We start from the raw sequence: 26,645 nt of genomic DNA, 5'->3' as shown, positions 1-26,645 counted from the left end.
TAACTCAACAAGAAGAGTTTGCAAAGGCGTTTTGAGTACCAAAGCGCCAAAACAATCCATATGAAGGGTAACCGGAAACAGCAATATTTATGTCTGAATTTAAACGATTAAGCGTCATTATGCCGCTTTATAACGCCGGCGATGATTTTGTCGCCTGCATGAATTCTTTAGTGGCGCAAACGTATCCTGAGCTGGAAATTATTATTGTTAATGATGGTTCGACCGATAAATCCCCTGAAATCGCCGCACGTTATGCAGAAAAATATGCGCATATCCAGCTATTACATCAATCCAGCGCCGGCGCTTCAGTAGCCCGTAACCGTGGACTGGAAGCCGCGACCGGGGAGTACGTCGCTTTTGTCGATGCGGATGATATTGTTTATCCCGATATGTATACAGTCCTGATGAAAATGGCGCAGGAAGACGATCTTGATGTTGCGCAATGTAATTCAGACTGGTGCATACGCAGCAATGGCCACACCTGGCCTTCCATCCCCGTCGAACGCCAGGGTTCGACCGGCGTTATGCGCGGCCCGGACTGGCTGCGCGCGGCGCTGGCAACCCGCCGCTGGACCCACGTCGTCTGGATGGGCGTTTATCGACGAACGTTGCTGAACCAGACCGGTATCCGCTTTATCCCCGGCTTGCATCATCAGGATATTATATGGAGCACTGAATTCATGTTTAACGCGCGCCGCGTGCGTTATACCCAGCAACCCCTTTATAAATATTTTATACATGAACAGTCGGTCAGCCGTCAGCGTCGCAGCGGCGACAGGAATGTCGCTTATCAGCGTCATTACATAAGAATCACCCAGTTGCTGGAAAAAATGAACCGCGACTACGCCGACAGGATCCCCATTTACCCGGAGTTTCGTGACCAGATAACGCGTGAAGCGCTGCGTGTATGCCATGCAGTACGCAAAGAGCCGAATGAAGAGACGCGGCAAAAAATTATTCACGAGATATTTAACAGCGGCACACACCGGCTTATGTTGCGCAACACGCGTAGCCTGAAGCTGTGGTATCAGGTTTTACTGTGGCTGACGCGTCTGTACTGCTGGCGTAACAGGAAAACCGGCGTTCGTCGGCTGCTTTCTCTCAAATAATTGTCGCAGGCAGGGGCATGCGCTTAATTGCGCGGCTTATCCCACCCCTGCCACTGTAGCTGTAAATATTTGACCAGCATGCTTTCGCTGATGCTGTCGCTTATTACGCTAAAGAAACGCGTGGCGTTGACGGGGGCAGGCGGATATTTTGCGCGGCAAAGCTTCACGCCAGAAAATGGATTGCGTGGCGCGCTGGGTTCCCGGAGCGCTGGCGTTTGTTCCTGTCCGCCGGAAGGCGTTGTTCCTGCCTGAGGCGCATTCAATAAGGCGCTTGGGCGTACAAGTTTAATATCTGCGGGCAGCCTGGGGATCATTTGCTGTAAAACGCGTATGGTGGAGGGGTGTGGATGCCCGATGGCGATGGCTGAACCATTGCGGCGCGCCAGCGCAACCGCATGATTAAATTGTTGGCGAATAGCGGCTTCATTCTGGCTGTCGTCAAGAAACACCTTGCGTTTAATGACCTTAACGCCGGTGCCGGCTGCGGCGCGCGTAGCCTGGCTGTTGCCAATAGTGACGCTGTCGAGAAAATAAATATTGTAGCGTTCCAGCGCCTGCATCACTTTTTGCATGCCAAACAGGCTGGATGTCATCGCGCTGCCCATATGGTTATTCAACCCAACGGCGTAAGGCACGTTGTTCACGGCATTACGGATGATACGCTCAATTTCCGCGCTGCTCATCTCCGGGCGCAGCGTATCTTTCTCAAGAGGTTGTTTACTCAGCGGCGCCATTGGCAAATGGATCAGCACTTCATGACCCGCGTGGTGAGCTTTCTCGGCCATTACACGGGCGTGCGGGGCGTTAGGTAAAACGGCAACGGAAATGGGTGCAGGCAGCGCAATGATCTGATTTTCCTGATGAGGGCGGTAGCCAAAATCATCAATAACCAACGCCAGTTTTCCTGCATCCGCAGAAGCGGCCGCCAGCGCGGCCAGAGCAAAAACAACGCGACGAAATTGCAACAAACTATCTTCCTAACCACGGCAGTGGATTTACGGCCTGACCCTGGCGTCGGATTTCAAAATAGAGTGACGGCCTGCCCTGACCGCCGCTGTTGCCCACCAGAGCGATGGGCTGACCTGCGCGAACCTGTGAACCTACATTCACCAGCGCGCTCTGATTATAGCCGTACAGACTCATATCGCCTTTGCCGTGCTCAACGACAACCACCAGCCCATAGCCCTGCAGCCAGTCGGCGAGGATCACGCGGCCATCGGCGATAGCGCGTACTTCCGTGCCTTCCGAGGCGCCAACAACAATGCCTTTCCAGCGCAGCTCTCCCTGGAGTTGCTCGCCGTAGCGGTGCAGTAGCGTGCCTCTGACCGGCCAGCGCGCCTGGCCGCGCGGAGAGCCCAGGCCGCCGGTTCGTGCCATGAGCGCGCGTTCGTTTTCCGTGGGTTTATAGGTGGAGCCTTTGCGGGTAGCTTCCTGCTGACGTTTTCGTACCTGCCGGGCTTCTTTAGCTTCACGATCGGCGCGCGCTTTTGCCGCCGCTTCGGCGCGCGCAATGCTGTTACGTAGCTGAGATTCATTGCGCCGTAGCACGCCGAGCTGCCGTTGCCCCTTCTGTATAGACGTTTCAAGGCTGCTTAGCGTTTTTTTACGCTCGTTGCGGGCTTCTTCAAGTTTAGCTTGTTGGGCACGCTGGCTGTACAATAGCGTCTGCTGCTGAGACTGCTTTTCCTCCAGCGCGGCGCGTTGACCGGTGACTTCTGCGCGGGTTTGCTGTAGCTGGGCAATGGTTTCCTGACGCGCCTGATTCAGATAGCCAAAATAGGCCTGCAGACGTTGACCGCGCTGGCTTTCTTCATTGCTGAAAAGCAACTGGATGCCGGTGTGCGGCCCCTGACGAAAAGCGGCATCGAGCTGGGCTGCAAGGTTGCGCTCCTGTACGGCGCGCTGCTTTTCCAGCCGTGCGATTGAGGCATTCATTGCAGAAATCTGGCGATTTAGCCGATCGAGCGTATTCTGTGTTTCACGCAGCCTGCGCGCAACGGCGGCAATGGCCTTCTCTTGCGCTTTAAGCCTGTCTATCAGGGCGGCGTACCGCTGCTGCTGCTGGCGCACGGCCCGCTCTTTGGCGGCAATATCCTGCTGCAGACTCTTTAGCTGCGTGCGATCGTCGGCGTAGGTAAAAGGCAGATATAACAATACGCCAGCGCTAAGCGCGCTGGCGTAAATCACGGGCCTGATGAACCTGCCCCATGTTAATAAAGCAATCGTCTTTCCCCTCATGGGGAAAGATTATTCCACGATGAACAGCGGCTTGCCAGTCATCTCTTTCGGGATTTCCAGGTTCATGAGGCTTAACATGGTCGGAGCGATGTCGGAGAGCTTACCGCCGTCAACGGCCTTAACGGTTTTATCGCCGACATAAATTAGCGGAACCGGCAGATTGGTGTGCGCCGTATGCGCCTGACCGGTAGAGGGATCGCGCATTTGCTCTGCGTTGCCGTGATCTGCGGTAATCAACAGTTGGCCGCCAACGCCTTGCACGGCACGGGTAACCTGATCAATGCAGCGATCAAGCGCTTCCACGGCTTTTACGGCAGCGTCAAACACGCCGGTATGGCCTACCATATCGCCGTTCGGATAGTTACAGATGATGGCGTCATATTTGCCGCTTTCAATAGCAGCAACCAGCTTACCGGTAAGTTCTTCAGAACTCATTTCCGGTTGCAGGTCATAGGTCGCCACTTTCGGCGAGTTAATTAAAATACGCTCTTCACCGTTAAACGGCGCTTCCACGCCGCCGTTAAAGAAGAAGGTGACGTGAGCGTATTTCTCCGTTTCAGAAATACGTAGCTGCGTTTTGCCTTGTTTCGCCATCCATTCGCCGAACGTATTAAGCAGCGCGCTGGGCGGATAAGCGCAGGCGGTTTTAATATCCGCGGCATATTCGGTTAGCATGACAAAATCACAAAACTTCACCACTTTTTTGCGATTAAAGCCGTCAAATTCAGCGTTAACAAACGCGCGCGTGATCTGGCGGGCGCGGTCAGCGCGGAAGTTCATGAAAATCAGCGCGTCGCCGTCTTCCATAACCGCGCTCTCTTCGCCTGCGGCACGGATAGTTGTAGGTTTAACAAATTCGTCATTTTCATCGCGGGCGTAAGCTGCTTTAAGCCCCGCAACAGCGCTGTCGGCCTGGAATTCGCCCTGCGCAAGCGTCATCAGATCATACGCCAGCTCAACGCGATCCCAGCGGTTATCGCGATCCATTGCAAAATAGCGGCCAATGATGGAGGCGACGCGGCCTTTACCGAGGCTTGCGAATTTATCTTCAAAACGCTTCAGCGTTGCTTCTGCGCTGCGTGGCGGCGTATCCCGACCATCGAGAAACGCATGTAGATAGATTTTTTCTGCGCCGCGTTTAGCGGCTAAATCAACCATAGCAAGGATGTGATCTTCGTGGCTATGCACGCCGCCTGCGGACAACAGACCCATAATATGAACCGCTTTGCCAGCAGCGACGGCGTTATCCACAGCGCGGGTCAACACGGCGTTTTCAAAAAAAGCGCCTTCTTTGATTTCCACATCCAGGCGCGTCAGGTCCTGGTAAACAATGCGGCCTGCGCCCAGATTGACGTGACCGACTTCTGAATTGCCCATCTGACGGTCTGGCAGACCCACTTCCAGCCCGGAGGCGTCAATCAGCGTATGGGGGCGCTGGCGCCACAAAGTATCCATAACCGGCGTGCGGGCGTTGGAAATAGCGTTGTCTTGCTGGTCTTCGCGGTAGCCGTAGCCATCCAGAATCACCAGAACCATAGGTTTTTTAGAAACCGACATTGGTAGTTAACCTCATGCAGAGAAGATAAAAAATTTGTGTAATTTTACTACGATGTATAGCGGCGGGTAACCCCGAAAGATCAAAGAAGCGCCGGGAAAAGCGCGCCTGTGGCGGCTATTTTTATTATTTTTCCGTAACACTACGCAGAAAATGCATTACCTGCAGTTCACTGGCTGTAATTGACACAACGCGCAGGTATACTCTGCGCTGGTTTTCATAAATATTTGTCGGGAGTTGTTACCCCCCATGCAAGAGATTATGCAATTCGTTGGTCGCCATCCGATACTGAGTATCGCATGGGTTGCGCTTCTGGCGGCAGTCATCTACACCACCTTTAAGGGCATGACCTCAAAAGTTAAGGTTATTACCCGTGGTGAAGCCACGCGCCTTATCAACAAAGAAGAGGCTATCGTTATCGATGTGCGTCAACGCGATGAGTTCCGCAAAGGACATATTTCGGGCGCGCAGAACTTCCCGTTAAGCGATATTAAAAACAACAATTTTGGTGAACTGGAAAAACACAAAAACAGGCCCATTATTGTGGTTGATGCCAACGGTATGTCAGCGCAGGAGCCGGGCAATATGCTTTATAAAGCCGGTTTTGAACACATCTTCGTGATGAAAGAGGGCGTGGCTGGCTGGAACAGCGAGAATCTGCCGCTGGTACGCGGAAAATAAACGCACTGGAGCGACCTATGGCCAATATCGAAATCTACACGAAAGTCACATGCCCCTACTGCCATCGTGCAAAAGCGCTGCTGGAGAGTAAAGGCGTGACGTTTGAAGAACAGCCAATTGATGGCGATGCATCAAAGCGCGAAGAAATGATCAAGCGCAGCGGTCGTACAACGGTGCCGCAAATTTTTATTGATGCGCAGCATATTGGCGGCTGTGACGATTTGTTCGCACTGGATGCGAAGGGCGGGTTAGACCCCCTGCTGGTCTGATGTTGTTCGGTTCGCGCCTTTGAAGGGCAAACTGAATGCGCCAACTGGCGAGTCGTTTTCGGGTTTGGGCGACAAAGAGCGCCCGGCCCGTTATCTAATGGAATTTAAAATATCACTATTAAGGGGTTTCTTTAATGTCTGAACAAAACAACACCGAAATGACCTTCCAGATCCAGCGTGTTTACACCAAGGATGTTTCCTTCGAAGCGCCGAATGCGCCGCAGGTTTTTCAAAAAGAGTGGCAGCCGGAAGTGAAACTGGATCTGGACACGGCGTCCAGTAAACTGGCTGACGATGTTTATGAAGTTGTGCTGCGCGTTACCGTAACGGCAACGCTAAACGACGAAACGGCATTCCTGTGCGAAACTCAGCAGGCCGGTATTTTCAGCATTGGCGGCATTGACGGCCCGCAGTTGGCACACTGCCTGGGCGCCTACTGCCCGAACATTCTGTTCCCTTACGCGCGCGAATGTATTACGAGCCTGGTTTCACGCGGCACTTTCCCGCAGCTTAACCTGGCGCCTGTGAACTTTGATGCGCTGTTTATGAACTACTTACAGCAGCAGCAGGCCGGCGCTGAAGGTGAGCCGCCACATCAGGATGCCTGATGAGTACCCTACATGCGTCAATGACAGTAATCGGTGCCGGCTCGTACGGCACCGCTCTAGCCATCACACTGGCGAGAAACGGCCATCAGGTCGTGCTCTGGGGGCATAACCCGCAGCATATCGCTCTGCTGCAGCGCGAGCGCTGTAATAGCGCTTTTCTTCCCGACGTTCCGTTTCCGGATACGCTCCATCCTGAAAGCTCGCTCGCCGATGCCCTGCGCGCCAGCCGCGATATTCTGGTCGTGGTGCCAAGCCACGTATTTGGTGAAGTGCTAAACCAGATTAAGCCGTTAATGCGCCCTGACGCGCGCCTTGTGTGGGCGACAAAAGGCCTGGAGGCGGAAACCGGGCGACTTTTGCAGGATGTGGCACACGAGATTCTGGGCAAGAAAATCGCGCTGGCGGTTATTTCCGGCCCAACATTCGCCAAAGAGCTGGCCGCAGGTATGCCGACGGCTATTGCCGTTGCGGCGACGGATGATGCTTTTGCGCAGGATTTACAGCAGCTTTTGCACTGCGGTAAAAGTTTTCGCGTCTATCGCAACCACGATTTTATCGGCGTGCAACTGGGAGGCGCGGTAAAAAACGTCATCGCTATTGGCGCCGGCATGTCTGACGGTATTGGCTTCGGCGCTAATGCCCGTACGGCGCTTATCACACGCGGTTTGGCAGAAATGTCGCGGCTTGGCAGCGCGCTTGGCGCCGATCCGGCTACGTTCATGGGTATGGCGGGCCTGGGCGATCTGGTGCTGACCTGCACCGATAACCAGTCACGTAACCGCCGTTTTGGTATGTTGCTGGGACAGGGGATGGACGTTATCAGCGCGCAGGACAAAATAGGCCAGGTGGTGGAAGGTTACCGAAATACCAAAGAAGTGCGTGAACTTGCCGCGCGTTTTTGTGTAGAAATGCCAATAACTGAGGAAATTTATCAGGTATTGTATTGCGGAAAAAACGCGCGCGAGGCAGCATCAACCCTGTTAGGTCGTACGCGCAGAGACGAAAGCCGCTGACGGAATAAAAATAATCACCGCAGGCCCGGTAATTTGTCTTCAGATTGCCGGGTTCGTTATTTCTGGAGAAAGCGATGTTGTGTGAAGAAGTTAATCTGGTCTGGAATAATATCAAAGCCGAAGCCCGGGCGCTGGCGGATTGCGAACCTATGCTGGCCAGTTTCTATCACGCAACGCTCCTCAAACATGAAAGCCTCGGTAGCGCACTGAGCTATATGCTGGCGAATAAGCTTGCTTCAGCGATTATGCCCGCCATCGCGATTCGTGAGATGGTAGAAGAGGCCTACGCGGCCGACCCGCAAATGATTGCTTCTGCCGCTTATGATATTCAGGCGGTACGCACGCGCGATCCGGCGGTGGACAAATACTCCACGCCGCTGCTTTATCTCAAGGGCTTCCATGCACTACAGGCTTACCGTATCGGCCACTGGCTATGGAATGAAGGACGTCGGGCGCTGGCGATCTTCCTGCAAAATCAGGTGTCGGTTTCTTTTCAGGTTGATATTCATCCGGCGGCTAAAATTGGTCGCGGTATTATGCTCGATCACGCGACCGGTATTGTGGTGGGTGAGACGGCTGTCATTGAAGATGACGTCTCCATTTTGCAGTCAGTAACCCTGGGCGGCACCGGTAAAACCAGCGGCGACCGCCATCCGAAGATTCGTGAAGGGGTTATGATTGGAGCAGGCGCGAAAATCCTCGGTAATATTGAAGTCGGGCGCGGCGCTAAAATTGGCGCAGGTTCCGTAGTGTTGCAGCCTGTTCCCGCGCATACCACTGCCGCAGGCGTGCCTGCGCGCATTGTTGGCCGCCCCGAAAGCGATAAGCCGGCAATGGATATGGATCAGAATTTTAACGCAATGCAGGGCTTTGAATACGGCGATGGCATTTAGCGTTGCCTGCCGACAGGCGCTTTCGGGCGTGTTCAGATTTATTTGCACGCTAAAAGCGCGATCCTGGCCAGCCGCGCTGGCGCCGCCCCCTCCCCAGCTACTTACCTTTCTCTGAAGCCTGGCGCGTTTTTTACGTAGAGCTTTTCCATGTGGCGCAATTTAAATGGGCCGATCGACTTCAAAGAAAATCAGGGCAGACGGCGCATTGGGGCGGGCAAGGAAAGTGAATTTCATCAACCTCAGCGCGTCAGAGCGCCGGGGAATCCCAGTTGACGCCATGCTTCATACACCACCACAGATACCGCATTTGACAGGTTCATGCTACGGCTGTCGGGTAACATAGGGATACGGATTTTCTGCTCTGCGGGCATTGTGTCAAGAATGCTGGCGGGCAGACCGCGGGTCTCCGGCCCGAACAGCAAATAATCCCCTTCGTTATAGCTAACAGCGCTGTGCGCTGGCGTGCCTTTCGTTGTCAGAGCGAACAGGCGTTTCGGTTGCGCCGTTGCCGTAAAAGCTGCAAAGTCGGCATGGCGATTCACCTGGGTAAACTCGTGATAATCCAGCCCGGCACGCCGCAGGCGCTTATCGTCCCAGGCAAATCCCATTGGTTCAATGATATGCAGACGAAAGCCGGTATTGGCGCACAGGCGAATAATATTACCAGTATTAGGCGGTATTTCTGGTTCAAACAGCACGATATTGAGCATCAGCCCTTCCCTTCCGTTCGGGGGGCGCAGAATAGCAGATTTGCCGGCAGAGGGCATCTCTTCTCCCGTCACAGGAAGAAGAGAGTCAGGTTTACGTGCGGCGATGCAACGGTAGCCAGAGCGTGAGGCGCAGCCCTCCCAGGGGGCTATTATCGGCTTTTACCCAACCGCGGTGTTGCTGCACAGCGGTCTCCACAATCGCAAGCCCCAAACCGGTACCGCCGGTTTCGCGATCGCGGGCTTCGTCGGTACGAAAGAACGGGCGAAAAATCTGCTCACGATCTTCTGCGCTAACGCCCGGGCCATCATCATCAACCGTAACGGTAACGCCTTGTTTATCCACTGAAAAATTTACGGCGATACGGGTATGTGAATAGCGCAGCGCGTTACGAACAATGTTTTCCAGCGCGCTTTCAAGCGCATTAGGGTTACCGTACAACAGCCACGGGCCTGGCGGATAGGTAATCTCCAGCGTTTTGCCTTTTTGCTCAGCTTCAAAGACGGCGTTGTCCAGCATTTCACTCCATAGCTGGTTCGCCTTCAGCGTTTCGCTGACCAGCGCGTTTTTCTGCTGCGTGCGCGACATAACCAACAGATCGTTAATCATGCTGTCCAGGCGCTGTGCCTCTGTTTCGATACGTTCCAGTTCTTTGCTCTCACCGCTGCGGCGGCGCAGGAGCGCGGTACCAAGCTGCAGACGCGTAAGCGGCGTACGCAGTTCGTGAGAAATATCAGACAGCAGGCGCTGCTGGCCGGTCATCATGCGTTCAAGGGCAGACACCATCTGGTTAAAGCTGGCGCCGGCGGCATGAAACTCCTGCGGCCCGGATTCCAGTTCGGGATGCTGGCGCAGGTTGCCCTGAGCGACTTCATCTGCGGCATTTTTCAGTTTACGCGCAGGCTTTGCCAGGCTCCAGGCAAGCCACAGCAGTAGCGGCGAGCTAACCAGCATCGTCACAATGAGCAGCAAAAGCGGGCGGTCAAACAATAAATTAATAAAGTCGGACTGAGAATTACTGGCCGGGCGAATCAGGTAGAGTTGGTAGCTATCTTCGCCGTCCCGCACGGAAAAAGGCCCAACCAGCTCCTGGCGGCCATATTTTTTCTTTTGCGGGCGATCGACGTTATCGGACTGGCCGATAAAGTTGCGAATGATCTGCATTTCATTGCGCTGGGCGCCGATAACACGCCCTTCGCTGGTAACCAATAGCAATCGCTGCCCGGGGGGAGCCCACTTGTCGATAGAACGAAACAAGCGACGCCACCACATCAAATCATTGGGTGGATCGTTCGCCAGCTCGGCTTCAACATGTTGTTCAATCATGGTGCCCTGGCGCTGCTCGCTCTCCAGAAGTTCCGTCATCTGACGAGAGTCGAGCTTAGGCAACATTAAAACCAGCATTAATACCAGCGCCAGCGTTAGCCAGAAAATGGCAAAAATGCGTGCGGTAAGGCTTCCTATCATGAAGCCGATACCATCAGATAACCGCGTCCTCTGAGCGTTTTAAACCAGGGGTGGCCATCTTTGCGTTCCGGGAGCTTGCGACGCAGATTGGAGATATGCATATCAATGGCGCGATCGAACGGCGTCAGGCGTTTACCCAACACTTCCTGACTCAGATGCTCGCGGGATACCACCTGGCCGAGGTGTTGCGCCAGTAAGTAAAGCAGCGTGAATTCGGTGCCGGTCAGTTCCAGTATTTTACCGTCAAAGCTGGCTTCCTGGCGACCGGGGTTGAGGCTCAGCGAGTCCACTTCCAGCGTTGGAGAACCTGTTTCGGTCGTTTGCTGTTGTTCACTCCAGTGCGAGCGTCGCAGGATAGCGCGAATGCGGGCGACCAGCTCACGGTCATTAAATGGTTTCGGCAGGTAATCGTCAGCGCCCAGCTCAAGGCCCAGCACGCGATCGAGCTCGCTGCCGCGGGCTGTTAGCATAATGACAGGGGTTTGATGCGACTGGCGCAGCTCCTTAAGCGTATCAATGCCGTTTTTTTTCGGCATCATGACATCCAGCAATAGCAAATCCACGGTATCGTCCAGAAGATTTAACGCCTGCTCGCCGTCGTGGGCGACAAGAACATTAAACCCTTCCATATCGAGTAATTCCTTAAGAAGGGAAGTGAGCTCCCGGTCATCGTCGACTAACAGAATTTTATTCATTTTTAATACCTCCGGCGCAGAAATTACGTCATCCAGGACGGCTAATCCATGACTTTACGTTGTTTTACACCCCCTGACGCTAGTTTTCAGCGGGAATCGTACACTCCTTCTCGTTGAATCGCAGCACACAAGATTTTTTGGGAGTAAGTGATGCGCAATGTTACTGCTGTCATCATGGCCTCGGCCCTGGCGCTCACTCTGTTCCCCGGGCAGGTTGTTGAAGCAAACACAGGCGACAGATGGCATCAGGTTGAAGAGACAACGCAGCACAACATCATTCAGCAGCATATGTTTGACGGTATTAGTCTGACTGAACAGCAACGCCAACAAATGCGCGATCTGATGCATCTGGCAAAACATAGCCAGTCCCCTGTTAATGTTAGCGAATTAGAAGTTATGCACCGGCTTATTACGTCTGAAAATTTTGACGAAAAAGCTGTGCGTATTCAGGCTGAAAAAATGGCCCGGGAACAGGTTGCCCGCCAGGTGGAAATGGCAAAGGTACGCAACCAAATGTTTCGGCTGCTAACGCCTGAGCAACGGGCAATTTTAAACGATAAACATCATCAGCTTATGAACGAGCTTCGTGAAATTGCCGACCAGCAAACGCATTCCATTTTACAGCTTAGTAGCAGTAATCCGTAACCTTAGTAACCAGTAATACTTCTGTTTTCCTTGCCATAGACACCATCCCTGTCTTCCCCCACATGATGTGGGGGCCTTTTTTATCAGGCAGTGAGAAGAAAACCCTTAAAAATGAGTCCACCGTAAAAACGTTTTAAGCAGTTGCAAGTCGCTTTAAGCGCCTGGGGTTATCCGTCTCTACAGACAGTGACGGATCTTCAAACTGGCGTATTGTTGAAATATTTCATTGCCAGGGCGCCTCTTCTGCCAGCATTTTTCCCGTTGCCTGACTTGCTGACAGCCCAACAGAGCAAATATTTACATCGCTGACCGGTACACGGCGCAAGATTTTTTACAGCAGATCTTTTACCCTTTTGGCATTTATCCCCTCAGGACTAAATGCCGTGAAACAGCTCACTTTTGCGCCGCGTAACCATCAGCTTACCAATATCAACGCCTGGACGCCCGACGGCCGCTGGCTGGCTTTTGACGTCCGCCCGTCCGGATCATCGTTTACCGGTGAGACCATTGAGCGCGTAAACGTGCAAACAGGAGAGGTACAGGTGATTTACCGGGCACCACACGGCGCACACGTGGGTGTTGTAACCGTAAATCCGCAGTTGCCGACACGCTATGTGTTTATTCACGGGCCGGAAAACCCGAACGCAGACTGGCATTACGACTTTCATCACCGGCGCGGCGTGGTGGTGGCGCAGACAGGACAGGCGAGCAATCTGGATGCGATGGATATTACTACGCCGTATACGCCCGGCGCGCTGCGCGGCGGCAGTCACGTTCACGTCTGGAGCCCGGACGGCAGCCGTCTGAGCTTTACCTATAACGATCATGTATTGCATATGCGCGATCCGGCGCTTGATTTGCGCAACATAGGCGTGGCGCTGCCCTATGGGCCGGTTACGCCGCCGGGGCGCCATCCGCGTGAATATGCAGGCAGCCACTGGTGCGTGCTGGTTAGCCGCACTATGGCGCAGCCGCAGCCCGGCAGCGACGATATCAATCGAGCTTATGAAGAAGGCTGGGTGGGAGCAGAAGGATACCTGAAGCCAGACGGCACGCGTCAGCGCTGGGCGCTGGCGTTTATTGGCGACACCCGATCGCTTCAGGGCGATAACGTGCCGGAGTTATTTATTGTCGATTTACCCGCAGATGAGAACGCCTGGAAGCAGGCGGGCGATGCGCCGCTACAGGGAACGGATGACACCCTACCGGCGCCGCCGGCAGGCGTGGCCCAACGCCGCCTTACGTTTACCCATAACCGACGCTATCCGGGGCTGGCAGGCACGCCCCGCCACTGGATTCGCAGCGATCGGCAGGGAGAAAACCTGGCCTTTTTAATGCTTGATGATGGCGGCGTTGCGCAATTGTGGCTGCTTTCGCCTAACGGCGGCGAACCGCGTCAGTTGACGCATGGCGCGGGCGTGGATTCTGCGTTTAACTGGCATCCTGCCGGAAGCCATATTGGCTTTGCGCAGGGTCGCCGTATTGTAATATGCGACGCGCTAACCGGTGAAATAACGGCGCTCACTGACGAATTGCCCGTCGCGCCTTCGGCGGATGCCGTGCTGTTTTCGCCTGACGGTAGCCAGGTAGCATGGATGCAGGACGTAGGCGGTTTCCGGCAACTCATGGTGACGGAAACCTCGCTATAGCTATGGTTTAGCCGGAGGAATAACGGAATTAGTGAAGAGAGAGGAATCCTCGCTCTCCTTTACGCGGTTTTTCACCGATTTATCGGTGCGAAAGGCATCCCAGGGCAGCAGCACGGTATCCATAATGGCGGAGAAGGGCAGATCCAGCGCCGCAAGCGGTTTCATTCCCCAACTGGTCTTGTCGTCTTTTAGCATGTTATAGCTGGCGCGCGTGCCTGTATAGTAGCCCGGCTCGCCTCCGGTATGGGTCATAATGCTCGAACAGCCGCATAAAACGGCGACCGCGCTGCCGAATAAAATTCTATGAAAATAGCTTCTCAACATCATTTTCTTCCCCTGGAAGTGAGGCACTGCGCAATGCCTGTTAAAGGGTTATAAACACCCCGGTCCGTATTGAATAGTCTTAAAACTCCGCTCTGTGGGTGTGTTCGCAGATTCTCTGGAATTTACTGCTCGCAACGCATATTTTCTGGCTACTTCCGCCCTGTAGTCTAAGCAAAGAACGTGCGTAGCTCAAAAAAATAACGATACCCGCCTTGAAATTCAGATTTTCGGATTCATTTTATATTCGTGGTCTGAAAGCGGCTTGCCGAACGGGAGCGCACACCACAAGGCCTGTCCAAATGGAAGGCGTTATACATTCTCGCTGATTTCAGGAGCTAGCACTTATGCGTAATTTTGACCTGTCCCCGCTGTATCGTACTGCTATCGGCTTTGACCGCCTGTTTAACCTGCTTGAAAGCAACCAGAGCCAGGGCAATGGCGGCTACCCTCCATACAACGTTGAACTGGTAGATGAAAACCACTACCGCATTGCGATTGCCGTCGCCGGGTTTGCTGAAAATGATCTTGATATTACGGCTCAGGATAACCTACTGGTAGTCAAAGGCGCTCGTCCTGGCGAGCAAAAAGAGCGTACATATTTGTATCAGGGCATCGCCGAACGTAATTTCGAACGCAAATTTCAGTTGGCGGAAAATATCCACGTGCGTGGCGCCACGTTGGTTAACGGCCTGTTGTATATCGAGCTTGAACGTGTCATCCCGGAAGCGATGAAACCGCGTCGTATCGAGATTAATTGATTTACCGCGCGCCGCCGCACGGCGCGTTTACCTTAATTGCTTGCCGTTAACGGAAGCAGATGTCGGCCGCCTGTGCTGACAATATTCACTCGCTTCAAAGAAGGAGTATCATTATGCGTAATTTTGACGTATCCCCGCTGCTGCGGCAGTGGATTGGTTTTGACAAACTGGCTAATGCGCTGCAAACCACCGGCGAAGCACAGAGTTTTCCTCCCTATAACATCGAAAAAAGCGATGATAACCACTATCGCATCACACTTGCGCTGGCGGGTTTTCGTCAGGAAGACCTGGAAATTGAACTGGAAGGAACGCGCCTGAGCGTAAAAGGCCATCCGCCACTGCCCGCAACCGAGCCAAAGTGGCTGCACAAGGGGTTGGTAACACAGCCATTTAGCTTAAGCTTCACGCTGGCGGAAAATATGACAGTTGCCGGCGCGACTTTTACCAATGGCCTGCTGCATATCGATCTGGTGCGTAACGTCCCGGATGCGATTGAACCGCAGCGCATAGCCATCAGCGAACGACCTGCGCTGAATAGCTAATTGCGCTGCAAGTAAAAAGGCCCGGAGATAAAACGGGACTCGCTCAGGCCATAACAGCCTCTCGTCGTACGAGAGGCTGTACTGCGCAGAAACTGGCGAACCGGAGCGCAACAGAAAATTAGCCCGCCCGAATGGCGGGCTGAATTCGCAAAGCAAACGCCCCTTATCCTGCCTGTCTGGCAACAAATTTCCGCCTTGCAAGTAAACAGAACACGCTCTTACCCCCATCGACCGCCATTTCCCCACAGGTTTTTTATAGAAATACGCCCAAACACCCTATTTGACCTTTGCACAGGCGAAAAGTGACTACTTCTGAATCGGCCGGGCAGGTTAAATATCAAGCGGTGTTTAAGCATATGCATAACGTAATCCAGCCATCTGCGTAAAGAGCGATAGTTTGTTTTTGTCGCGAGCCGTGGCTGAATGCTTTTTAAACGTGTTTCCTTATTGAATTTCATGAAATTCATCTTAAAACCTGGGATATCGCCTGGCGAAGTTACAGGGAGCGCACTCCCGCCAGCCATTGGCAGATAATTAATATTCATAATAAAAACAGCAAAATAAAGCGCCAGCAGGCGATTAAAAATATTATTGATATGCGCATATCGTTTAACGACACAGCAGATGTCGTTGAACGTTCTGGCGTTGCGGCGTTTTTTCTGAATAGTCAAAGCTGGGGTTAAACGTTACAGTGATTTCTTTATGGCGCGCAAGGAGAAAAGAATGCTTTATATCTTTGATTTGGGGAACGTCATTATTGATATCGATTTTGGTCGCGTGCTTGGCGTGTGGAGCGACTATACGCGTGTTCCGTTGGCGAACCTGCAAAAAAGTTTTGTTCCCGGCGAAGCGTTTGAGCGCCACGAGCGTGGAGAAATCAGCGATGAAGATTTCGCAGCAGCCCTTTGTCAAGAGCTGGCGCTGCCGCTGAGCTATGAGCAGTTCGCCGCAGGCTGGCAGGCGGTGTTTGTCGGGCTACGTCCGGAAGTGATTGAGATAATGCACAATCTGCGGGCACAGGGCAATCGCGTAGTGGTGCTGTCCAATACAAACCGTCTCCATACCACCTTCTGGCCAGACCAATATCCGGAAATTTATGCCGCTGCGGACCGCGTATGGTTGTCCCAGGATATGGGGATGCGTAAACCGGAGGCGCGTATTTTTCAGAAAGTGCTGGAAGAAGAAGGTTTCAGCGCGGCAGATACGCTATTTTTTGATGACAACGCTGAAAATATTCGAGGCGCAGAAGCATGCGGCATCGCCAGCGTGCTGGTAGTTGATAAATCGACTATCCCTGGCTACTTTGCAGCTAGCGCTGCGCTAAGATGAGTACATCCCGCCGTATAAAACAGACCCCGAAAGTTGGACGTTCAACGATTAGGGGTTTTTATTGCGTATTAGCGCAGGCGGTTGAAGGAAACAGTGAGTGTGATTATCCCCGGCAGAAATGTTCATCCTGATTACATGGGCTGTGCGCGCAACCGACGTTTCCCATGCCGGAGCGCTTGCCCGGTAACCTGTTTGCTGCCACTCTCACAGGTTGTGAGTAATAAAAAAGCCTTACGGAATTGCCATGATTGCATTAATTCAGCGCGTAACACGCGCCAGCGTTACCGTAGATAATGTGGTAACAGGGGAAACAGGCCCCGGACTTTTGGTGTTATTAGGGGTCGAAAAAGAAGACGATGAACAAAAAGCGGACCGCCTGTGTGAACGGGTGTTGGGCTACCGCATTTTCAGCGACGACGAAGGGAAAATGAATCTTAACGTGCTGCAGGCTGGCGGTAGCATATTAGTGGTTTCGCAGTTCACGCTGGCGGCGGATACCACGCGAGGTATGCGGCCTGGTTTTTCTCGCGGCGCGCGCCCCGAACGCGCTCAAGCGCTTTACAACTATTTTGTTGAACGCTGCCGCGCGCAGGGCGCTGAAACCGCAACCGGTCGTTTTGCCGCCGACATGCAGGTTTCGCTGGTCAACGATGGCCCGGTGACCTTCTGGCTTCAGGTCTGATGCGCCGTGTGCGGCGCCGTTAACCGCAGAGAGTACAACAATGTATCACCTACGTGTACCGCAAACGCAGGAAGAGCTGGAGCGCTATTACCAGTTTCGCTGGGAAAAGTTGCGCAAACCTTTACACCAGCCCAAAGGCTCTGAGCGCGACGCCTGGGATGCGCTGGCTCACCACCAGATGGTGGTGGACGAAGACGGTAAGATCGTTGCCGTTGGGCGGCTTTATATCAACGCTGAAAATGAAGCGTCGATACGCTTTCTGGCCGTGGATGCGGCAGTACAGCATAAAGGGCTGGGTACGCTGGTTGCAATGACGCTGGAGTCAGTCGCGCGCCAGGAGGGCGTTAAGCGCATTACCTGCAGCGCGCGTGAAGATGCTGTTGCATTTTTTAGCAAGCTGGGCTTTATCGATCAGGGGGAGATCACCACGCCGCAGACGACCCCGGTGCGCCATTTTTTAATGGTAAAACCGGTGCAGACCCTGGATGACATTTTGCATCGTGCCGACTGGTGTGGGCAGCTACAGCAGGCCTGGTATCAGCACATTCCGCTGAGCGAAAAAATGGGCGTACGTATACTTCAGTACACCGGGCAAAAATTTATTACCACAATGCCCGAAAGCGGCAATCAGAACCCTCACCATACCCTGTTTGCCGGTAGCCTCTTTTCCATCGCGACGCTGACCGGCTGGGGGCTTATCTGGCTAATGCTGCGCGAGCGCCACCTTGGCGGTACGATTATCCTCGCTGACGCCCATATCCGCTATAGCAAACCCATCAGCGGCCGCCCCGGCGCCATTGCGGATCTGGGTTCGCTTAGCGGTGACCTCGATCGCCTGGCGCGCGGGCGCAAGGCACGGGTTCAACTGGAGGTAGAGCTATACGGCGACGATGAAGTCGGCGCCGTGTTCGAAGGCGTTTTTATCGTATTGCCCGCTTGCCCGTTTGGGCCACTCGAAGAAGGCGGTAACGAAGAGGAGTAGTCAGATAAACCCTGCGTCGAACGCCTGATGCTCAGGCTGCCCGGTGGTCGCATTCGCCGGCGCCTCACGGGCTTCATCGCGGCTGGCAGAACTATCCTGCGCAGCCGGCTGGTTTTGCGCGGCTGCGCTGTCTTCCTTGTTTGGCTGTTGTGGTTGCGTTAAGGCTTCGCCGCCGCGAAGGATACCGGCTTCCATTGTCTGCTGCGCCGTGTTGCCCTGCCCGTCTACGGCATGTAGCTGACCGCTAATAGTCGGCCTTAGCGGTTGCCCTGCCTGCAGGCTTCCCTTGATATTCATGCGTAGCGCCCCGTTTCCCTTCAGCATGAGCGGTGGCCAGCCCCAGTTATTAAGCAGATCGAGCGGTACGTTGCGTGCGGATACGTTTAGCGTAAACGGGCGCTGGAATTGCTGGCCGATACTCCCCGTCGCTTCCAGCATGCCTTCACCGGCAAACGCGCTCAGTTCGCTAATGTTGATATGTTCCGGCATGGCGCTGAGCTTCAGAGAAGGACGGCGAACATCGTTGCGGTTAAACGTGGCCGCCGCCGCCGTCAGATCGAGTTTGCCATCCCATAGCCCCCACTGCCTGTTATGCGCCAGCCGTAGCCGTTGGCCGCTGGCATCCAGTGAGGTTATCTGGAACGGGAAAGTTGGATCAATATCAATCAGCAGATTGCGGCTGGCGGAAAGGTTTTGCACGGTAACCTCGCTAAGCCAGCCCGGGAGTGGAGCAAGCCATACGGCTTTCCAGTTTTCAGGCAGCGTATATTCCAGCCCTGCCAGCGCCAGATCGGTAAGCGCCAGGGTGTGCGTATCCCGTAGCCACTGGCCGGAAGCCCGTACCATGCCCTTTTGCCAGTGAGAACTAAACTGGCGCAGCGTTACGCCCTGCGCGGATAAATTAGCGTCAAGTACAGGGTTACTGAATTGCTGATTGCCCCAGATGACTTCGCCGGCGTTTAGCGACAGCGTTCCATCCTGGCTGCTCCATCTGCCTTTTTCCAGGGTGAGATTTCGCAGGCTAAGGCTGAGATCGCTCAATGCCCAGCCAGGGCCTTCAAGGCGGGCATCAACAATTTCCATACGTTCAAGCGTTAGCTCTGCCAACTGGCTAACGGGAGAGAGCCATTCTGCCAGCGGTTTATCGCTTTGCAAACGAATGTCATTCAGGCGCAGGTTTTTCACCCGCCAGCGTCCCTGTGCGTCGCGCAGGGCGCGGCCGGTAAGCGTGCCGCGCGCCAGATCGGCCCCTATTGTCTGTAAATTAATTTCGCCGTTGCTGACGCTGCCCTGTACCAGCGCGTTGCGCGCATTAATGCCGTTGAGCGTCAGTTCTTCGGCGCTAAACTGAAACTGCGCCCTGCGCCCGAGAATATGTTCTGCATCTGGCTGCCAGGGGCGAATTCCCCCGGTAACCTGGCGGGCGCTAACGGCAATACCCTGACCGGGGTTAGTCACCGAGACGCCCTTCAGGCGCAGCGTATCGGCACGCAGCGGTAAGGGCGCAAACGCGAGGTTTAGCGCGCCGTTTTCCAGCAAAATGCTGTCAACCCGGCGCGGTTCAGCTATCTGGCGGCGGCTCAGGCCAATATCTACCTTTTTTGCTACAAGCGCAGCAGGCTCGCCGCTGCGGCCAATGCTAACGTTTTCAAAAATCAGGTGCGAGGGGGATGACCAGCGGTGGTCCATTCTGTCGAATGTGAGACGCCAGCGGCTGTTTTCAGCGATAAGATTGCTGATGGCACTCGCTCCCCAGTGCGTCTGCAACAGAAAATACAGAGCGATCCCGAGACTCCCAGTGATGATCAGCACTGTTATAACGAGTTTTTTCAACAATTTCATAAATCCCTTCCGTTAGCGCATCCAAACCGGCCCAGCAGGTGTTATGCCTGAATTATTGTGACAGCTCAAGGGAAGGGATTCGCAAAACAGCGCGCGGAAGAATCACCGCGTAGATTGACGGCAAAGAGAGCAAAAGCACAGTCTTGCCCTCTTTGTGGTTAGCAGATGAAAAACAAGGCGATTAATTTGTTGTTATTGCAAACTGCAATGGTTTGACCCAACCTTTGCCAACTGCTTTAGCAGCGACGAACCGCTGCTAAAGCAGAATCAATTTTTTTCCGGCGGGAAAATCAAATTCAGCACAATAGCTGTGATACCGCCCGCAGCAATACCGGAAGAAAACAGATTTTTAATCCAGTCCGGCATGAATTGCAGTATCAGCGGCTGTTGGGAAATCCCTAACCCGGCCGCCAGCGACAGCGCGATAATCATAATAGAGCGGCGATTAATAGGCTCACGCGACACGATGCGCACGCCAGAGGCGGCGATAGTACCGAACATTACGATAGTTGCGCCGCCGAGCACGGGTTCAGGAATATGTTGCACGAATCCGCTTACTGCCGGGAACAGGCCCAGTACGATAAGCATCAGCGCAACCACAAATCCGACATAGCGGCTGGCGACTCCGGTTAGCTGAATGACGCCGTTATTCTGACCGAAGCAGGAGTTAGGAAAGGTATTGAAAACGGCGGAAACGAACGAGTTAAGGCCGTTTGCCAACACGCCGCCTTTCAGGCGCCGCATATACAGCGGCCCGGAAACCGGTTGCTCTGAAACATCGGAGGTAGCAGTGATATCGCCAATGGTTTCCAGTGAAGTGATCATGAACACCAGCACCAGCGGCAGCAGCAGATTCCAGTCAATACCGAGGCCGTAATAGAGCGGCGTGGGAACCATAATCAGTGCGTCGTTGGCTGGGGCGGTATTCTGCGGCAGCATATCCAGCGCCCAGGCCAGCAGGTACCCCACGACCATTGCAATTACCAGTGAAGCGATACGCAGATAAGGATTACGCTGGCGGTTAAGCAGGATAATCGTTAAAACAACGGCGCCGGCCAGCAACAGGTTTTTCGGCGCGCCAAAAGTATGATTGCTTATTGCTGAATACCCCCCGCCTATCGACGTTAACCCTACCTGAATCAGCGACAGACCGATAATCATCACCACCACGCCGGAAACCAGCGGCGTAATAATGCGCCGGGCCAGATGGAGCACGCGTGAAACAACCATTTCGGTGCAGCTTGCCAGCATCAGCGTACCAAACAGCGCGGCCATCATCGTCGGCACGTCAGCGCCGCCGTTTTTCAGCGCCATTCCGCCCATAATAAGCGGTGAAACAAAATTAAAACTGGTGCCCTGAATTGACAGCAACCCCGAACCTACCGGCCCCCAGGCTTTAATCTGAATAACAGACGCCACGCCCGACGCAAACAGCGACATGCTGATAATATGCTGGGTATCCTGAGCGGGCAGCCCCAGCGCCTGGCAAATTAACAGCGCAGGGGTAATGACGGCAACAAACATCGCCAGCAGGTGTTGCAGCGCGGCAAAGAAAGTTTGCGGCAGCGGTGGTCTGTCTTCGAGACGGAAAATCAGTTCGCTGGGGGTGGATGGCGTGTGTGGCTGCGTATTCTGCGAACCGGCTGTGTTAACGGACATCGGAAGCTATTATCCCGTGGTGGAAAAACGCTGATTTTATCGAAGTGTGATACAGGAAAGCAAACGATTGCTCCACAGGCCGGATTTGCGAAGGCACAGAGGCGGGCGAACGCATCGCTGCTTGCCTCACTTTTTCTTTTCAATCAAAAATTGATGTCGAAATACAGAGACTAAAGTCAGCATAGCTATGTTTGTTACCGCCACACGCGCAGACGCTGTGGTTTCGACAACGGTGGAGGCTGCCAGCCATAAAGTATTTGGGCATTAGCGTGAGCGGTTGTGGGACATTTTGCGCTTAACACAGCTAGCGCAGTCATTTCGCGAAGCTGTAGAGCGACAGGAAAGCCGCTTGCCGGGCACGCAGGGAGAAAGGAGATAATAGAGAGCGACTGCTTTCCGGGGCAAAATTCAGGCGTTGGAGTAGCGCTCGGTTTGCGGCATCCAGCGTTCAATCAGCGCCGCCGCCTGTTGCGGCCAGCGTTCGTGAATATGGCGCGCCATACGCTGTACTTGCGGGATCATAGCCTGGTCGCGCAGTAAATCGGCAACCTTAAACTCCGCGTTTCCGGTCTGGCGGACGCCAAGCAGCTCGCCGGGGCCGCGGATTTCCAGATCTTTTTGCGCGATAGCAAAGCCGTCGTTACTGTCGCGCAGCACCTGCAACCGTTTCCGGGCAGTGGCGGAAAGCGGCGACTTATACAGGAGCACGCAGTGAGACGCCACCGCGCCGCGCCCCACGCGCCCGCGTAGCTGGTGTAGCTGAGCCAGCCCAAGCCTCTCCGGGTTTTCAATAATCATCAGGCTGGCGTTTGCGACATCTACGCCAACTTCAATAACCGTGGTTGCAACCAGCAAATGCAGTTCGCCTTGCTTAAACATCTGCATAACAGCCTGCTTTTCAAGAGGCTTCATACGGCCGTGTACCAGCCCAACGTTTAGCTCCGGTAGCGCCAGCTTCAGCTCTTCCCAGGTGGCCTGCGCCGCCTGCGCTTCCAGCAGGTCTGATTCTTCTATTAGCGTACATACCCAGTATGCCTGGCGGTTTTCTTCCATACAGGCGTGACGCACGCGGTCAATGATATCGCTACGGCGAGTATCGGCAATGGCAGCAGTGGTAACCGGCGTGCGGCCCGGCGGCAACTCGTCGATAACCGAAGTATCCAGATCCGCATAGGCGGTCATAGCCAGCGTACGCGGAATGGGTGTCGCAGTCATAATAAGCTGGTGCGGATGAAAACCTTGTTGCTGCCCTTTTTCCCACAGCGCCAGGCGCTGATGAACGCCGAAACGGTGCTGTTCGTCAATAATAACCAGCGCGAGCGCGCTAAACTGCACCTGCTCCTGAAATATAGCGTGGGTGCCCACAATCATTGCTATCCTGCCGCTGGCGATAGCCTCCTGCTGCATCAGACGCGCTTTGCCTTTCTGTTTACCGGAAAGCCAGCCGACTTCCACGCCAAGCGGTTCAAACCAGGCGCGGAACGTATTCGCGTGCTGCTCGGCAAGAAGCTCAGTAGGCGCCATTAATGCCGCCTGCTGGCCATTGGCAATCGCCCGCAGCGCGGCCAGCGCGGCTACCAGCGTTTTCCCTGAGCCGACATCGCCCTGAAGCAGCCGCATCATCGGCACGTTTGACTGGAGATCGCGCTCAATATCCGCCACCACACGCTTTTGCGCGCCCGTAGGTTTAAAAGGCAATGCGTCCAGCAGGCTGTTTTTTAGCGTATCCACGGCGGCAAGCGGCCTGGCGTGATAACGTTGCGCGCCAGCCCGCAACGCCAGCATACTCAGGTTGTGCGCCAGCAGTTCCTCTATAATCAGGCGACGCTGGGCCGGATGCTTGCCGCTTTCCAGATCGCTAAGTTGCATTGAGGGAGGCGGGCGGTGCAGCGTGCGCAGCGCTTGCGGCAGGCTCATTAACCCCTGCGCCAGTTCTGGCGGCAATAGCTCGGCAATGGCGCAACTGTCGAGCAGATCCAGCGCCTGGTCGGTCAACTTGCGTAAAGTGGCCTGCCTGACGCCTTCGGTGGTTGGATACACCGGCGTCAGGGTTTCCTGTAGCACGGGTGCGTCATGTTCACCCTGAAGCTGGTATTGCGGATGAATCATCTCCGCGCCGTGTTGCCCGCGCTTTGCCTCGCCATAGGCCAGCACGCGGCGGCCCGTGACGAGGCTATTTTTCATTGCCGCATTAAAATTAAAAAAGCGCATGGTAAGAATGCCGCTGCCATCGCTAACCTGGCAAACCATCATGCGGCGGCGGCCAAACGTGACCGCGCAGTTAAGAACCTCTCCCTCAACTGTGGCATACATACCGGGAAGAAGTTTGCCGATGGCGTAGAGCTGCGTTCGGTCCTCATAGCGCAGCGGCAGATGCAACAAGAGATCCTGCACCGTGTGCAGACCAATTTTTGCCAGCTTCTCGCTCTGGCTGGCGCCGACGCCGGTCAGCGAGCTAAGCGCAATAGCGTCCAGCAGCCTGCCTTTCATGGTTTATTCCCTCGCCTGTATACAAACCCGTAAGCCGGCAACGGCGTCAATTCCGCCGGTATCCTGTGCGCAATGCCGGTTTTTTTCCTGTTCATAAGAATATGGGGCGAGCGGGGGCTATCGATATGGCGAAAATCAGCGGCTGGGGGGGAAAAACGGGCGGCGAGCATGTGTAACCACCGCGCCCTAAGACGAACGCTCGTATTACCCACGGCTGCGCGTAACCAACCTGTGGTCCTGATGGCGCGCGTTTTATGTATCATGACGGCTGCCGAGCGGAAAACAGCCGATATAGCAGGCGTCTTCCCCATGCATACTGTGAGTCCGGGCTGACGTAAGCCCAGCCTTTCACCGAGATGTGCATAGCGCCGTGGGTTCATAATTTAGTTTCGGTTGCGGTTCACTTTAAACACATCCGGCATTACGCGAATTTTACGCATAATGTTTGCCAGTTGGACGCGATCGCGCGCCGTCAGGCGAATAAACGCGGTATAGACGCGGCCGTCTTTCTCTTCCGTATTCAGGCTCTGGATACTGGAGCCCGCAGTATTAATAGATGCCGTCAGGTTTGCCAGCGCGCCATGGTGGTTGAACATTTCAACCTTAATTTCAGTGATAAATTCCTGCTCGGTTTCGGCTGCCCATTCTACCGCCATGAATTTCTCAGGCTCTTTCTGATAGCCGCGAATATTGCGGCAGGATTCATGGTGAATCACCAGGCCTTTGCCCGGGCTGACGTGTGCGACAATAGGATCGCCGGGAATCGGGCGGCAGCATTTGGCAAAGGTAATAAGGACGCCATCGGCGCCTTTGATGGGCAGGTGACTGTGGCCGATAGCCGAGGTTTGCATAGCCTGCTGCGCGGCGCTTTCACCCTGCAACAGGTTCTTTGCAATAACCACGCTCATGGCGTTGCCCAACCCAATTTCCGCCAGCAAATCGTCAAGCGTTGTCAGCTTCATGCGATCCAGTTCGCGCTGGATGTTTTCCGGCGGAATTTCCGCCAGCTTGCGGCTACCGCCAAGCGCGTGGTTAAGCAAGCGGCGGCCCAGGCTTACAGAGTCTTCCCGGCGCAAATTTTTCAGCATCTGGCGAATGCGCGCACGGGCTTTAGAGCTGACCACAAAGTTCAGCCAGGCGGCATTGGGCCGCGCGCCTGGCGCGGTAATGATTTCTACCGTCTGGCCACTAAAAAGCGGTTGAGACAGAGGATAGGGCTGGCGATCCACGCGCGCGCCGACGCAGGCATGGCCGATATCGGTATGTACAGCATAGGCGAAGTCCACAGGCGTAGCGCCTGCGGGCAATTCAACAATGCGGCCTTCTGGGGTGAATACGTAGATTTCGTCCGGAAAGAGGTCTGATTTTACGCTTTCAATAAATTCAAATGAACTGCCGGCGCTTTGCTGAAGCTCAAGCAGGCTTTGCATCCAGCGCTGGGCGCGGATCTGCGCCGTTGTGCTGCTTTCGCCCTGTTCTTTATAAGCCCAGTGCGCCGCCACCCCCATTTCCGCCATCATATCCATATCTTCGGTGCGAATTTGCACTTCAACCGGCACGCCGTGCGGGCCAATCATAGAGGTATGAAGAGACTGATAGCCGTTAGCTTTAGGGATGGCGATATAGTCTTTAACGCGGCCGGGACGGGGTTTGTACAGATTGTGCATCTGCCCCAGCACGCGGTAGCAGGTATCCACATCTTTTACGATAACGCGAAACGCATAGATATCCATAATGGAGTGAAAGCGTTGCTCTTTAAGCACCATTTTGCAATAAATGGAATAGAGGTGCTTTTCGCGGCCGCTAACGAGGCAAAGTATGCCAGCCTCCTGTAATCGCCCCTCGATTTCAGAAAGGATCTTCTGGATCATCTCCTTACGGTTGCCGCGCGCGGCTTTTACCACTTCTTTAATGACGCGGTAACGGTTAGGGTATAGCGCCTCAAACCCCAGCTCTTCAAGCTCGGTTTTAAGATTATGGATGCCGAGGCGGTGCGCCAGCGGACTGTAAATTTCCAGCGTTTCTCTGGCAATGCGCCGACGCTTATCCGGGCGCAGCGCCCCGAGAGTACGCATATTGTGCGTTCGGTCGGCGAGTTTGATCAGTATGACGCGGATATCCTGCACCATCGCCATGATCATCTTGCGAAAGTTTTCGGCCTGCGCCTCTTTCTTGTCGCGAAATTTCAGTTTATCCAGCTTGGAGACGCCCTCTACCAGTTCGGCAACGCTTTTGCCGAACAACTGTTCCATGTCCTGGTAGGTGGCGGGGGTGTCTTCGATCACATCATGCAGCAGGGCCGCCATTAGCGTTTCGTGGTCGAGCTTCATCTCGGCCAGAATACAGGCTACCGCTACGGGATGGGTGATGTAGGGCTCGCCGCTTGAACGAGTCTGGCCCTCGTGTGCGTCACGTGCGACCAGATACGCCTGCTGCAGCCGCTTGATCTGGTCTGCAGGCAAATAGTTTTGAATCAGTTGATTCAGGCTTTCAAACAGATACAAGGG

25 protein-coding genes are annotated in these 26,645 nt (G+C 54.4%); 13 read left to right on the top strand and 12 right to left on the bottom strand.

The features are described 5' to 3' along the window. Nucleotides 1-89 precede the first annotated feature (89 nt). Complete coding sequence (locus JJB97_RS03230) at nt 90-1,109, top strand: glycosyltransferase (protein WP_238712366.1); 1,020 nt, start codon at nt 90-92, stop codon at nt 1,107-1,109. A gap of 23 nt (nt 1,110-1,132) precedes the next feature. Here JJB97_RS03230 and JJB97_RS03225 read toward each other — a convergent pair whose 3' ends face one another. The 3 genes from JJB97_RS03225 to gpmM are packed head-to-tail and all read right to left on the bottom strand — an operon-like array spanning nt 1,133 to nt 4,904. Next, nucleotides 1,133-2,077 (bottom strand): divergent polysaccharide deacetylase family protein, encoded by a 945-nt coding sequence (locus tag JJB97_RS03225; protein WP_238712365.1) that lies wholly within the window; start codon nt 2,075-2,077, stop codon nt 1,133-1,135. Nucleotide 2,078: 1 nt separating this feature from the next. Further along, entirely contained in the window at nt 2,079-3,347 is a 1,269-nt protein-coding gene (gene envC / locus JJB97_RS03220) for a murein hydrolase activator EnvC (protein ID WP_238712364.1), read from the bottom strand. Nucleotides 3,348-3,356: 9 nt separating this feature from the next. Next, nucleotides 3,357-4,904 (bottom strand): 2,3-bisphosphoglycerate-independent phosphoglycerate mutase, encoded by a 1,548-nt coding sequence (gene gpmM, locus JJB97_RS03215; RefSeq protein ID WP_238712363.1) that lies wholly within the window; start codon nt 4,902-4,904, stop codon nt 3,357-3,359. A 247-nt stretch (nt 4,905-5,151) separates the two neighbouring features. Between gpmM and JJB97_RS03210 the strand changes: the two genes are divergently transcribed. From JJB97_RS03210 to cysE, 5 genes are all read left to right on the top strand, one after another. Next, the gene (locus tag JJB97_RS03210) at nt 5,152-5,583 is read left to right on the top strand and encodes a rhodanese-like domain-containing protein (RefSeq protein WP_238712362.1); all 432 of its coding nucleotides are present in this window, start codon (nt 5,152-5,154) and stop codon (nt 5,581-5,583) included. Between the two features lie 17 nt (nt 5,584-5,600). Then, nucleotides 5,601-5,852, top strand: coding sequence for a glutaredoxin 3 (grxC, locus tag JJB97_RS03205; RefSeq protein ID WP_238712361.1), 252 nt, complete (start codon nt 5,601-5,603; stop codon nt 5,850-5,852). Between the two features lie 134 nt (nt 5,853-5,986). Continuing rightward, on the top strand, nt 5,987-6,460 hold the full coding sequence (secB, locus tag JJB97_RS03200) for a protein-export chaperone SecB (RefSeq protein WP_238712360.1): 474 nt from the start codon (nt 5,987-5,989) through the stop codon (nt 6,458-6,460). Further along, nucleotides 6,460-7,473, top strand: coding sequence for an NAD(P)H-dependent glycerol-3-phosphate dehydrogenase (gene gpsA, locus JJB97_RS03195; RefSeq protein ID WP_238712359.1), 1,014 nt, complete (start codon nt 6,460-6,462; stop codon nt 7,471-7,473). Before secB ends, gpsA begins: the two co-directional genes overlap by 1 nt. 74 nt (nt 7,474-7,547) lie before the next feature. Beyond that, nucleotides 7,548-8,366 carry a serine O-acetyltransferase gene (cysE, locus tag JJB97_RS03190; RefSeq protein ID WP_238712358.1) on the top strand — a complete coding sequence of 273 codons (819 nt, stop codon included), beginning with the start codon at nt 7,548-7,550 and terminating at the stop codon, nt 8,364-8,366. 239 nt (nt 8,367-8,605) lie between these two features. Here the strand turns inward: cysE and trmL are convergent, their stop codons facing one another. From trmL to cpxR, 3 genes are all read right to left on the bottom strand, one after another. Beyond that, nucleotides 8,606-9,076: a tRNA (uridine(34)/cytosine(34)/5-carboxymethylaminomethyluridine(34)-2'-O)-methyltransferase TrmL gene (trmL, locus tag JJB97_RS03185; RefSeq protein WP_238712357.1), complete on the bottom strand. Its 471-nt coding sequence runs from the start codon at nt 9,074-9,076 to the stop codon at nt 8,606-8,608. A 91-nt stretch (nt 9,077-9,167) separates the two neighbouring features. Then, nucleotides 9,168-10,541 carry an envelope stress sensor histidine kinase CpxA gene (gene cpxA / locus JJB97_RS03180; RefSeq protein WP_238712356.1) on the bottom strand — a complete coding sequence of 458 codons (1,374 nt, stop codon included), beginning with the start codon at nt 10,539-10,541 and terminating at the stop codon, nt 9,168-9,170. Continuing rightward, nucleotides 10,538-11,236, bottom strand: coding sequence for an envelope stress response regulator transcription factor CpxR (gene cpxR, locus JJB97_RS03175; RefSeq protein WP_238712355.1), 699 nt, complete (start codon nt 11,234-11,236; stop codon nt 10,538-10,540). The genes cpxA and cpxR overlap by 4 nt, the downstream gene beginning before the upstream one ends. A 150-nt stretch (nt 11,237-11,386) precedes the next feature. Here cpxR and cpxP point away from each other — a divergent pair, with 150 nt between their 5' ends. After that, entirely contained in the window at nt 11,387-11,881 is a 495-nt protein-coding gene (gene cpxP / locus JJB97_RS03170) for a cell-envelope stress modulator CpxP (protein WP_238712354.1), read from the top strand. Nucleotides 11,882-12,264: 383 nt separating this feature from the next. Next, the gene (locus tag JJB97_RS03165) at nt 12,265-13,530 is read left to right on the top strand and encodes a DUF3748 domain-containing protein (RefSeq protein ID WP_238712353.1); all 1,266 of its coding nucleotides are present in this window, start codon (nt 12,265-12,267) and stop codon (nt 13,528-13,530) included. Here the strand turns inward: JJB97_RS03165 and JJB97_RS03160 are convergent, their stop codons facing one another. Beyond that, nucleotides 13,531-13,854: a YceK/YidQ family lipoprotein gene (locus JJB97_RS03160; RefSeq protein WP_238712383.1), complete on the bottom strand. Its 324-nt coding sequence runs from the start codon at nt 13,852-13,854 to the stop codon at nt 13,531-13,533. A 344-nt stretch (nt 13,855-14,198) separates the two neighbouring features. On the opposite strand from JJB97_RS03160, the gene ibpA reads away from it, so the two are divergent. Beyond that, nucleotides 14,199-14,612 (top strand): small heat shock chaperone IbpA, encoded by a 414-nt coding sequence (gene ibpA / locus JJB97_RS03155; RefSeq protein ID WP_238712352.1) that lies wholly within the window; start codon nt 14,199-14,201, stop codon nt 14,610-14,612. Nucleotides 14,613-14,725: 113 nt separating this feature from the next. Further along, nucleotides 14,726-15,154 (top strand): small heat shock chaperone IbpB, encoded by a 429-nt coding sequence (gene ibpB, locus JJB97_RS03150; RefSeq protein ID WP_238712351.1) that lies wholly within the window; start codon nt 14,726-14,728, stop codon nt 15,152-15,154. A gap of 218 nt (nt 15,155-15,372) precedes the next feature. Here the strand turns inward: ibpB and JJB97_RS03145 are convergent, their stop codons facing one another. After that, the gene (locus JJB97_RS03145) at nt 15,373-15,825 is read right to left on the bottom strand and encodes a hypothetical protein (protein WP_238712350.1); all 453 of its coding nucleotides are present in this window, start codon (nt 15,823-15,825) and stop codon (nt 15,373-15,375) included. Nucleotides 15,826-15,877: 52 nt separating this feature from the next. Between JJB97_RS03145 and yihX the strand changes: the two genes are divergently transcribed. The 3 genes from yihX (at nt 15,878) to fabY (ending at nt 18,147) form a co-directional block, all read left to right on the top strand. Beyond that, complete coding sequence (gene yihX / locus JJB97_RS03140; protein WP_238712349.1) at nt 15,878-16,483, top strand: glucose-1-phosphatase; 606 nt, start codon at nt 15,878-15,880, stop codon at nt 16,481-16,483. Between the two features lie 244 nt (nt 16,484-16,727). Next, complete coding sequence (gene dtd, locus JJB97_RS03135) at nt 16,728-17,165, top strand: D-aminoacyl-tRNA deacylase (RefSeq protein WP_238712348.1); 438 nt, start codon at nt 16,728-16,730, stop codon at nt 17,163-17,165. A gap of 40 nt (nt 17,166-17,205) precedes the next feature. Further along, nucleotides 17,206-18,147, top strand: coding sequence for a fatty acid biosynthesis protein FabY (fabY, locus tag JJB97_RS03130; protein ID WP_238712347.1), 942 nt, complete (start codon nt 17,206-17,208; stop codon nt 18,145-18,147). Here the strand turns inward: fabY and JJB97_RS03125 are convergent, their stop codons facing one another. The 4 genes from JJB97_RS03125 to spoT form a co-directional block, all read right to left on the bottom strand. Further along, nucleotides 18,148-19,989 carry an AsmA family protein gene (locus JJB97_RS03125; RefSeq protein ID WP_238712346.1) on the bottom strand — a complete coding sequence of 614 codons (1,842 nt, stop codon included), beginning with the start codon at nt 19,987-19,989 and terminating at the stop codon, nt 18,148-18,150. 267 nt (nt 19,990-20,256) lie between these two features. Continuing rightward, nucleotides 20,257-21,648 carry a nucleobase:cation symporter-2 family protein gene (locus JJB97_RS03120; RefSeq protein WP_238712345.1) on the bottom strand — a complete coding sequence of 464 codons (1,392 nt, stop codon included), beginning with the start codon at nt 21,646-21,648 and terminating at the stop codon, nt 20,257-20,259. Between the two features lie 408 nt (nt 21,649-22,056). Then, complete coding sequence (gene recG / locus JJB97_RS03115; RefSeq protein WP_238712344.1) at nt 22,057-24,138, bottom strand: ATP-dependent DNA helicase RecG; 2,082 nt, start codon at nt 24,136-24,138, stop codon at nt 22,057-22,059. A 383-nt stretch (nt 24,139-24,521) separates the two neighbouring features. Then, nucleotides 24,522-26,642, bottom strand: coding sequence for a bifunctional GTP diphosphokinase/guanosine-3',5'-bis pyrophosphate 3'-pyrophosphohydrolase (gene spoT / locus JJB97_RS03110; protein WP_238712343.1), 2,121 nt, complete (start codon nt 26,640-26,642; stop codon nt 24,522-24,524). Nucleotides 26,643-26,645: the final 3 nt, after the last annotated feature.

Origin of the sequence: Tenebrionibacter intestinalis (assembly GCF_016632365.1) — a bacterium.
GTDB lineage: Bacteria > Pseudomonadota > Gammaproteobacteria > Enterobacterales > Enterobacteriaceae > Tenebrionibacter > Tenebrionibacter intestinalis.
This window is presented reverse-complemented; position numbering and strand designations above follow the sequence as displayed.

Coding starts and splice junctions, on each gene's coding strand:
- JJB97_RS03230 (WP_238712366.1), top strand. CDS start 90: ATGTCTGAATTTAAACGATTAAGCGTCATTATGCCGCTTTATAACGCC.
- envC (WP_238712364.1), bottom strand. CDS start 3,347: ATGAGGGGAAAGACGATTGCTTTATTAACATGGGGCAGGTTCATCAGG.
- gpmM (WP_238712363.1), bottom strand. CDS start 4,904: ATGTCGGTTTCTAAAAAACCTATGGTTCTGGTGATTCTGGATGGCTAC.
- JJB97_RS03210 (WP_238712362.1), top strand. CDS start 5,152: ATGCAAGAGATTATGCAATTCGTTGGTCGCCATCCGATACTGAGTATC.
- grxC (WP_238712361.1), top strand. CDS start 5,601: ATGGCCAATATCGAAATCTACACGAAAGTCACATGCCCCTACTGCCAT.
- secB (WP_238712360.1), top strand. CDS start 5,987: ATGTCTGAACAAAACAACACCGAAATGACCTTCCAGATCCAGCGTGTT.
- gpsA (WP_238712359.1), top strand. CDS start 6,460: ATGAGTACCCTACATGCGTCAATGACAGTAATCGGTGCCGGCTCGTAC.
- cysE (WP_238712358.1), top strand. CDS start 7,548: ATGTTGTGTGAAGAAGTTAATCTGGTCTGGAATAATATCAAAGCCGAA.
- trmL (WP_238712357.1), bottom strand. CDS start 9,076: ATGCTCAATATCGTGCTGTTTGAACCAGAAATACCGCCTAATACTGGT.
- cpxA (WP_238712356.1), bottom strand. CDS start 10,541: ATGATAGGAAGCCTTACCGCACGCATTTTTGCCATTTTCTGGCTAACG.
- cpxR (WP_238712355.1), bottom strand. CDS start 11,236: ATGAATAAAATTCTGTTAGTCGACGATGACCGGGAGCTCACTTCCCTT.
- cpxP (WP_238712354.1), top strand. CDS start 11,387: ATGCGCAATGTTACTGCTGTCATCATGGCCTCGGCCCTGGCGCTCACT.
- JJB97_RS03160 (WP_238712383.1), bottom strand. CDS start 13,854: ATGTTGAGAAGCTATTTTCATAGAATTTTATTCGGCAGCGCGGTCGCC.
- ibpA (WP_238712352.1), top strand. CDS start 14,199: ATGCGTAATTTTGACCTGTCCCCGCTGTATCGTACTGCTATCGGCTTT.
- ibpB (WP_238712351.1), top strand. CDS start 14,726: ATGCGTAATTTTGACGTATCCCCGCTGCTGCGGCAGTGGATTGGTTTT.
- yihX (WP_238712349.1), top strand. CDS start 15,878: ATGCTTTATATCTTTGATTTGGGGAACGTCATTATTGATATCGATTTT.
- dtd (WP_238712348.1), top strand. CDS start 16,728: ATGATTGCATTAATTCAGCGCGTAACACGCGCCAGCGTTACCGTAGAT.
- fabY (WP_238712347.1), top strand. CDS start 17,206: ATGTATCACCTACGTGTACCGCAAACGCAGGAAGAGCTGGAGCGCTAT.
- JJB97_RS03125 (WP_238712346.1), bottom strand. CDS start 19,989: ATGAAATTGTTGAAAAAACTCGTTATAACAGTGCTGATCATCACTGGG.
- JJB97_RS03120 (WP_238712345.1), bottom strand. CDS start 21,648: ATGTCCGTTAACACAGCCGGTTCGCAGAATACGCAGCCACACACGCCA.
- recG (WP_238712344.1), bottom strand. CDS start 24,138: ATGAAAGGCAGGCTGCTGGACGCTATTGCGCTTAGCTCGCTGACCGGC.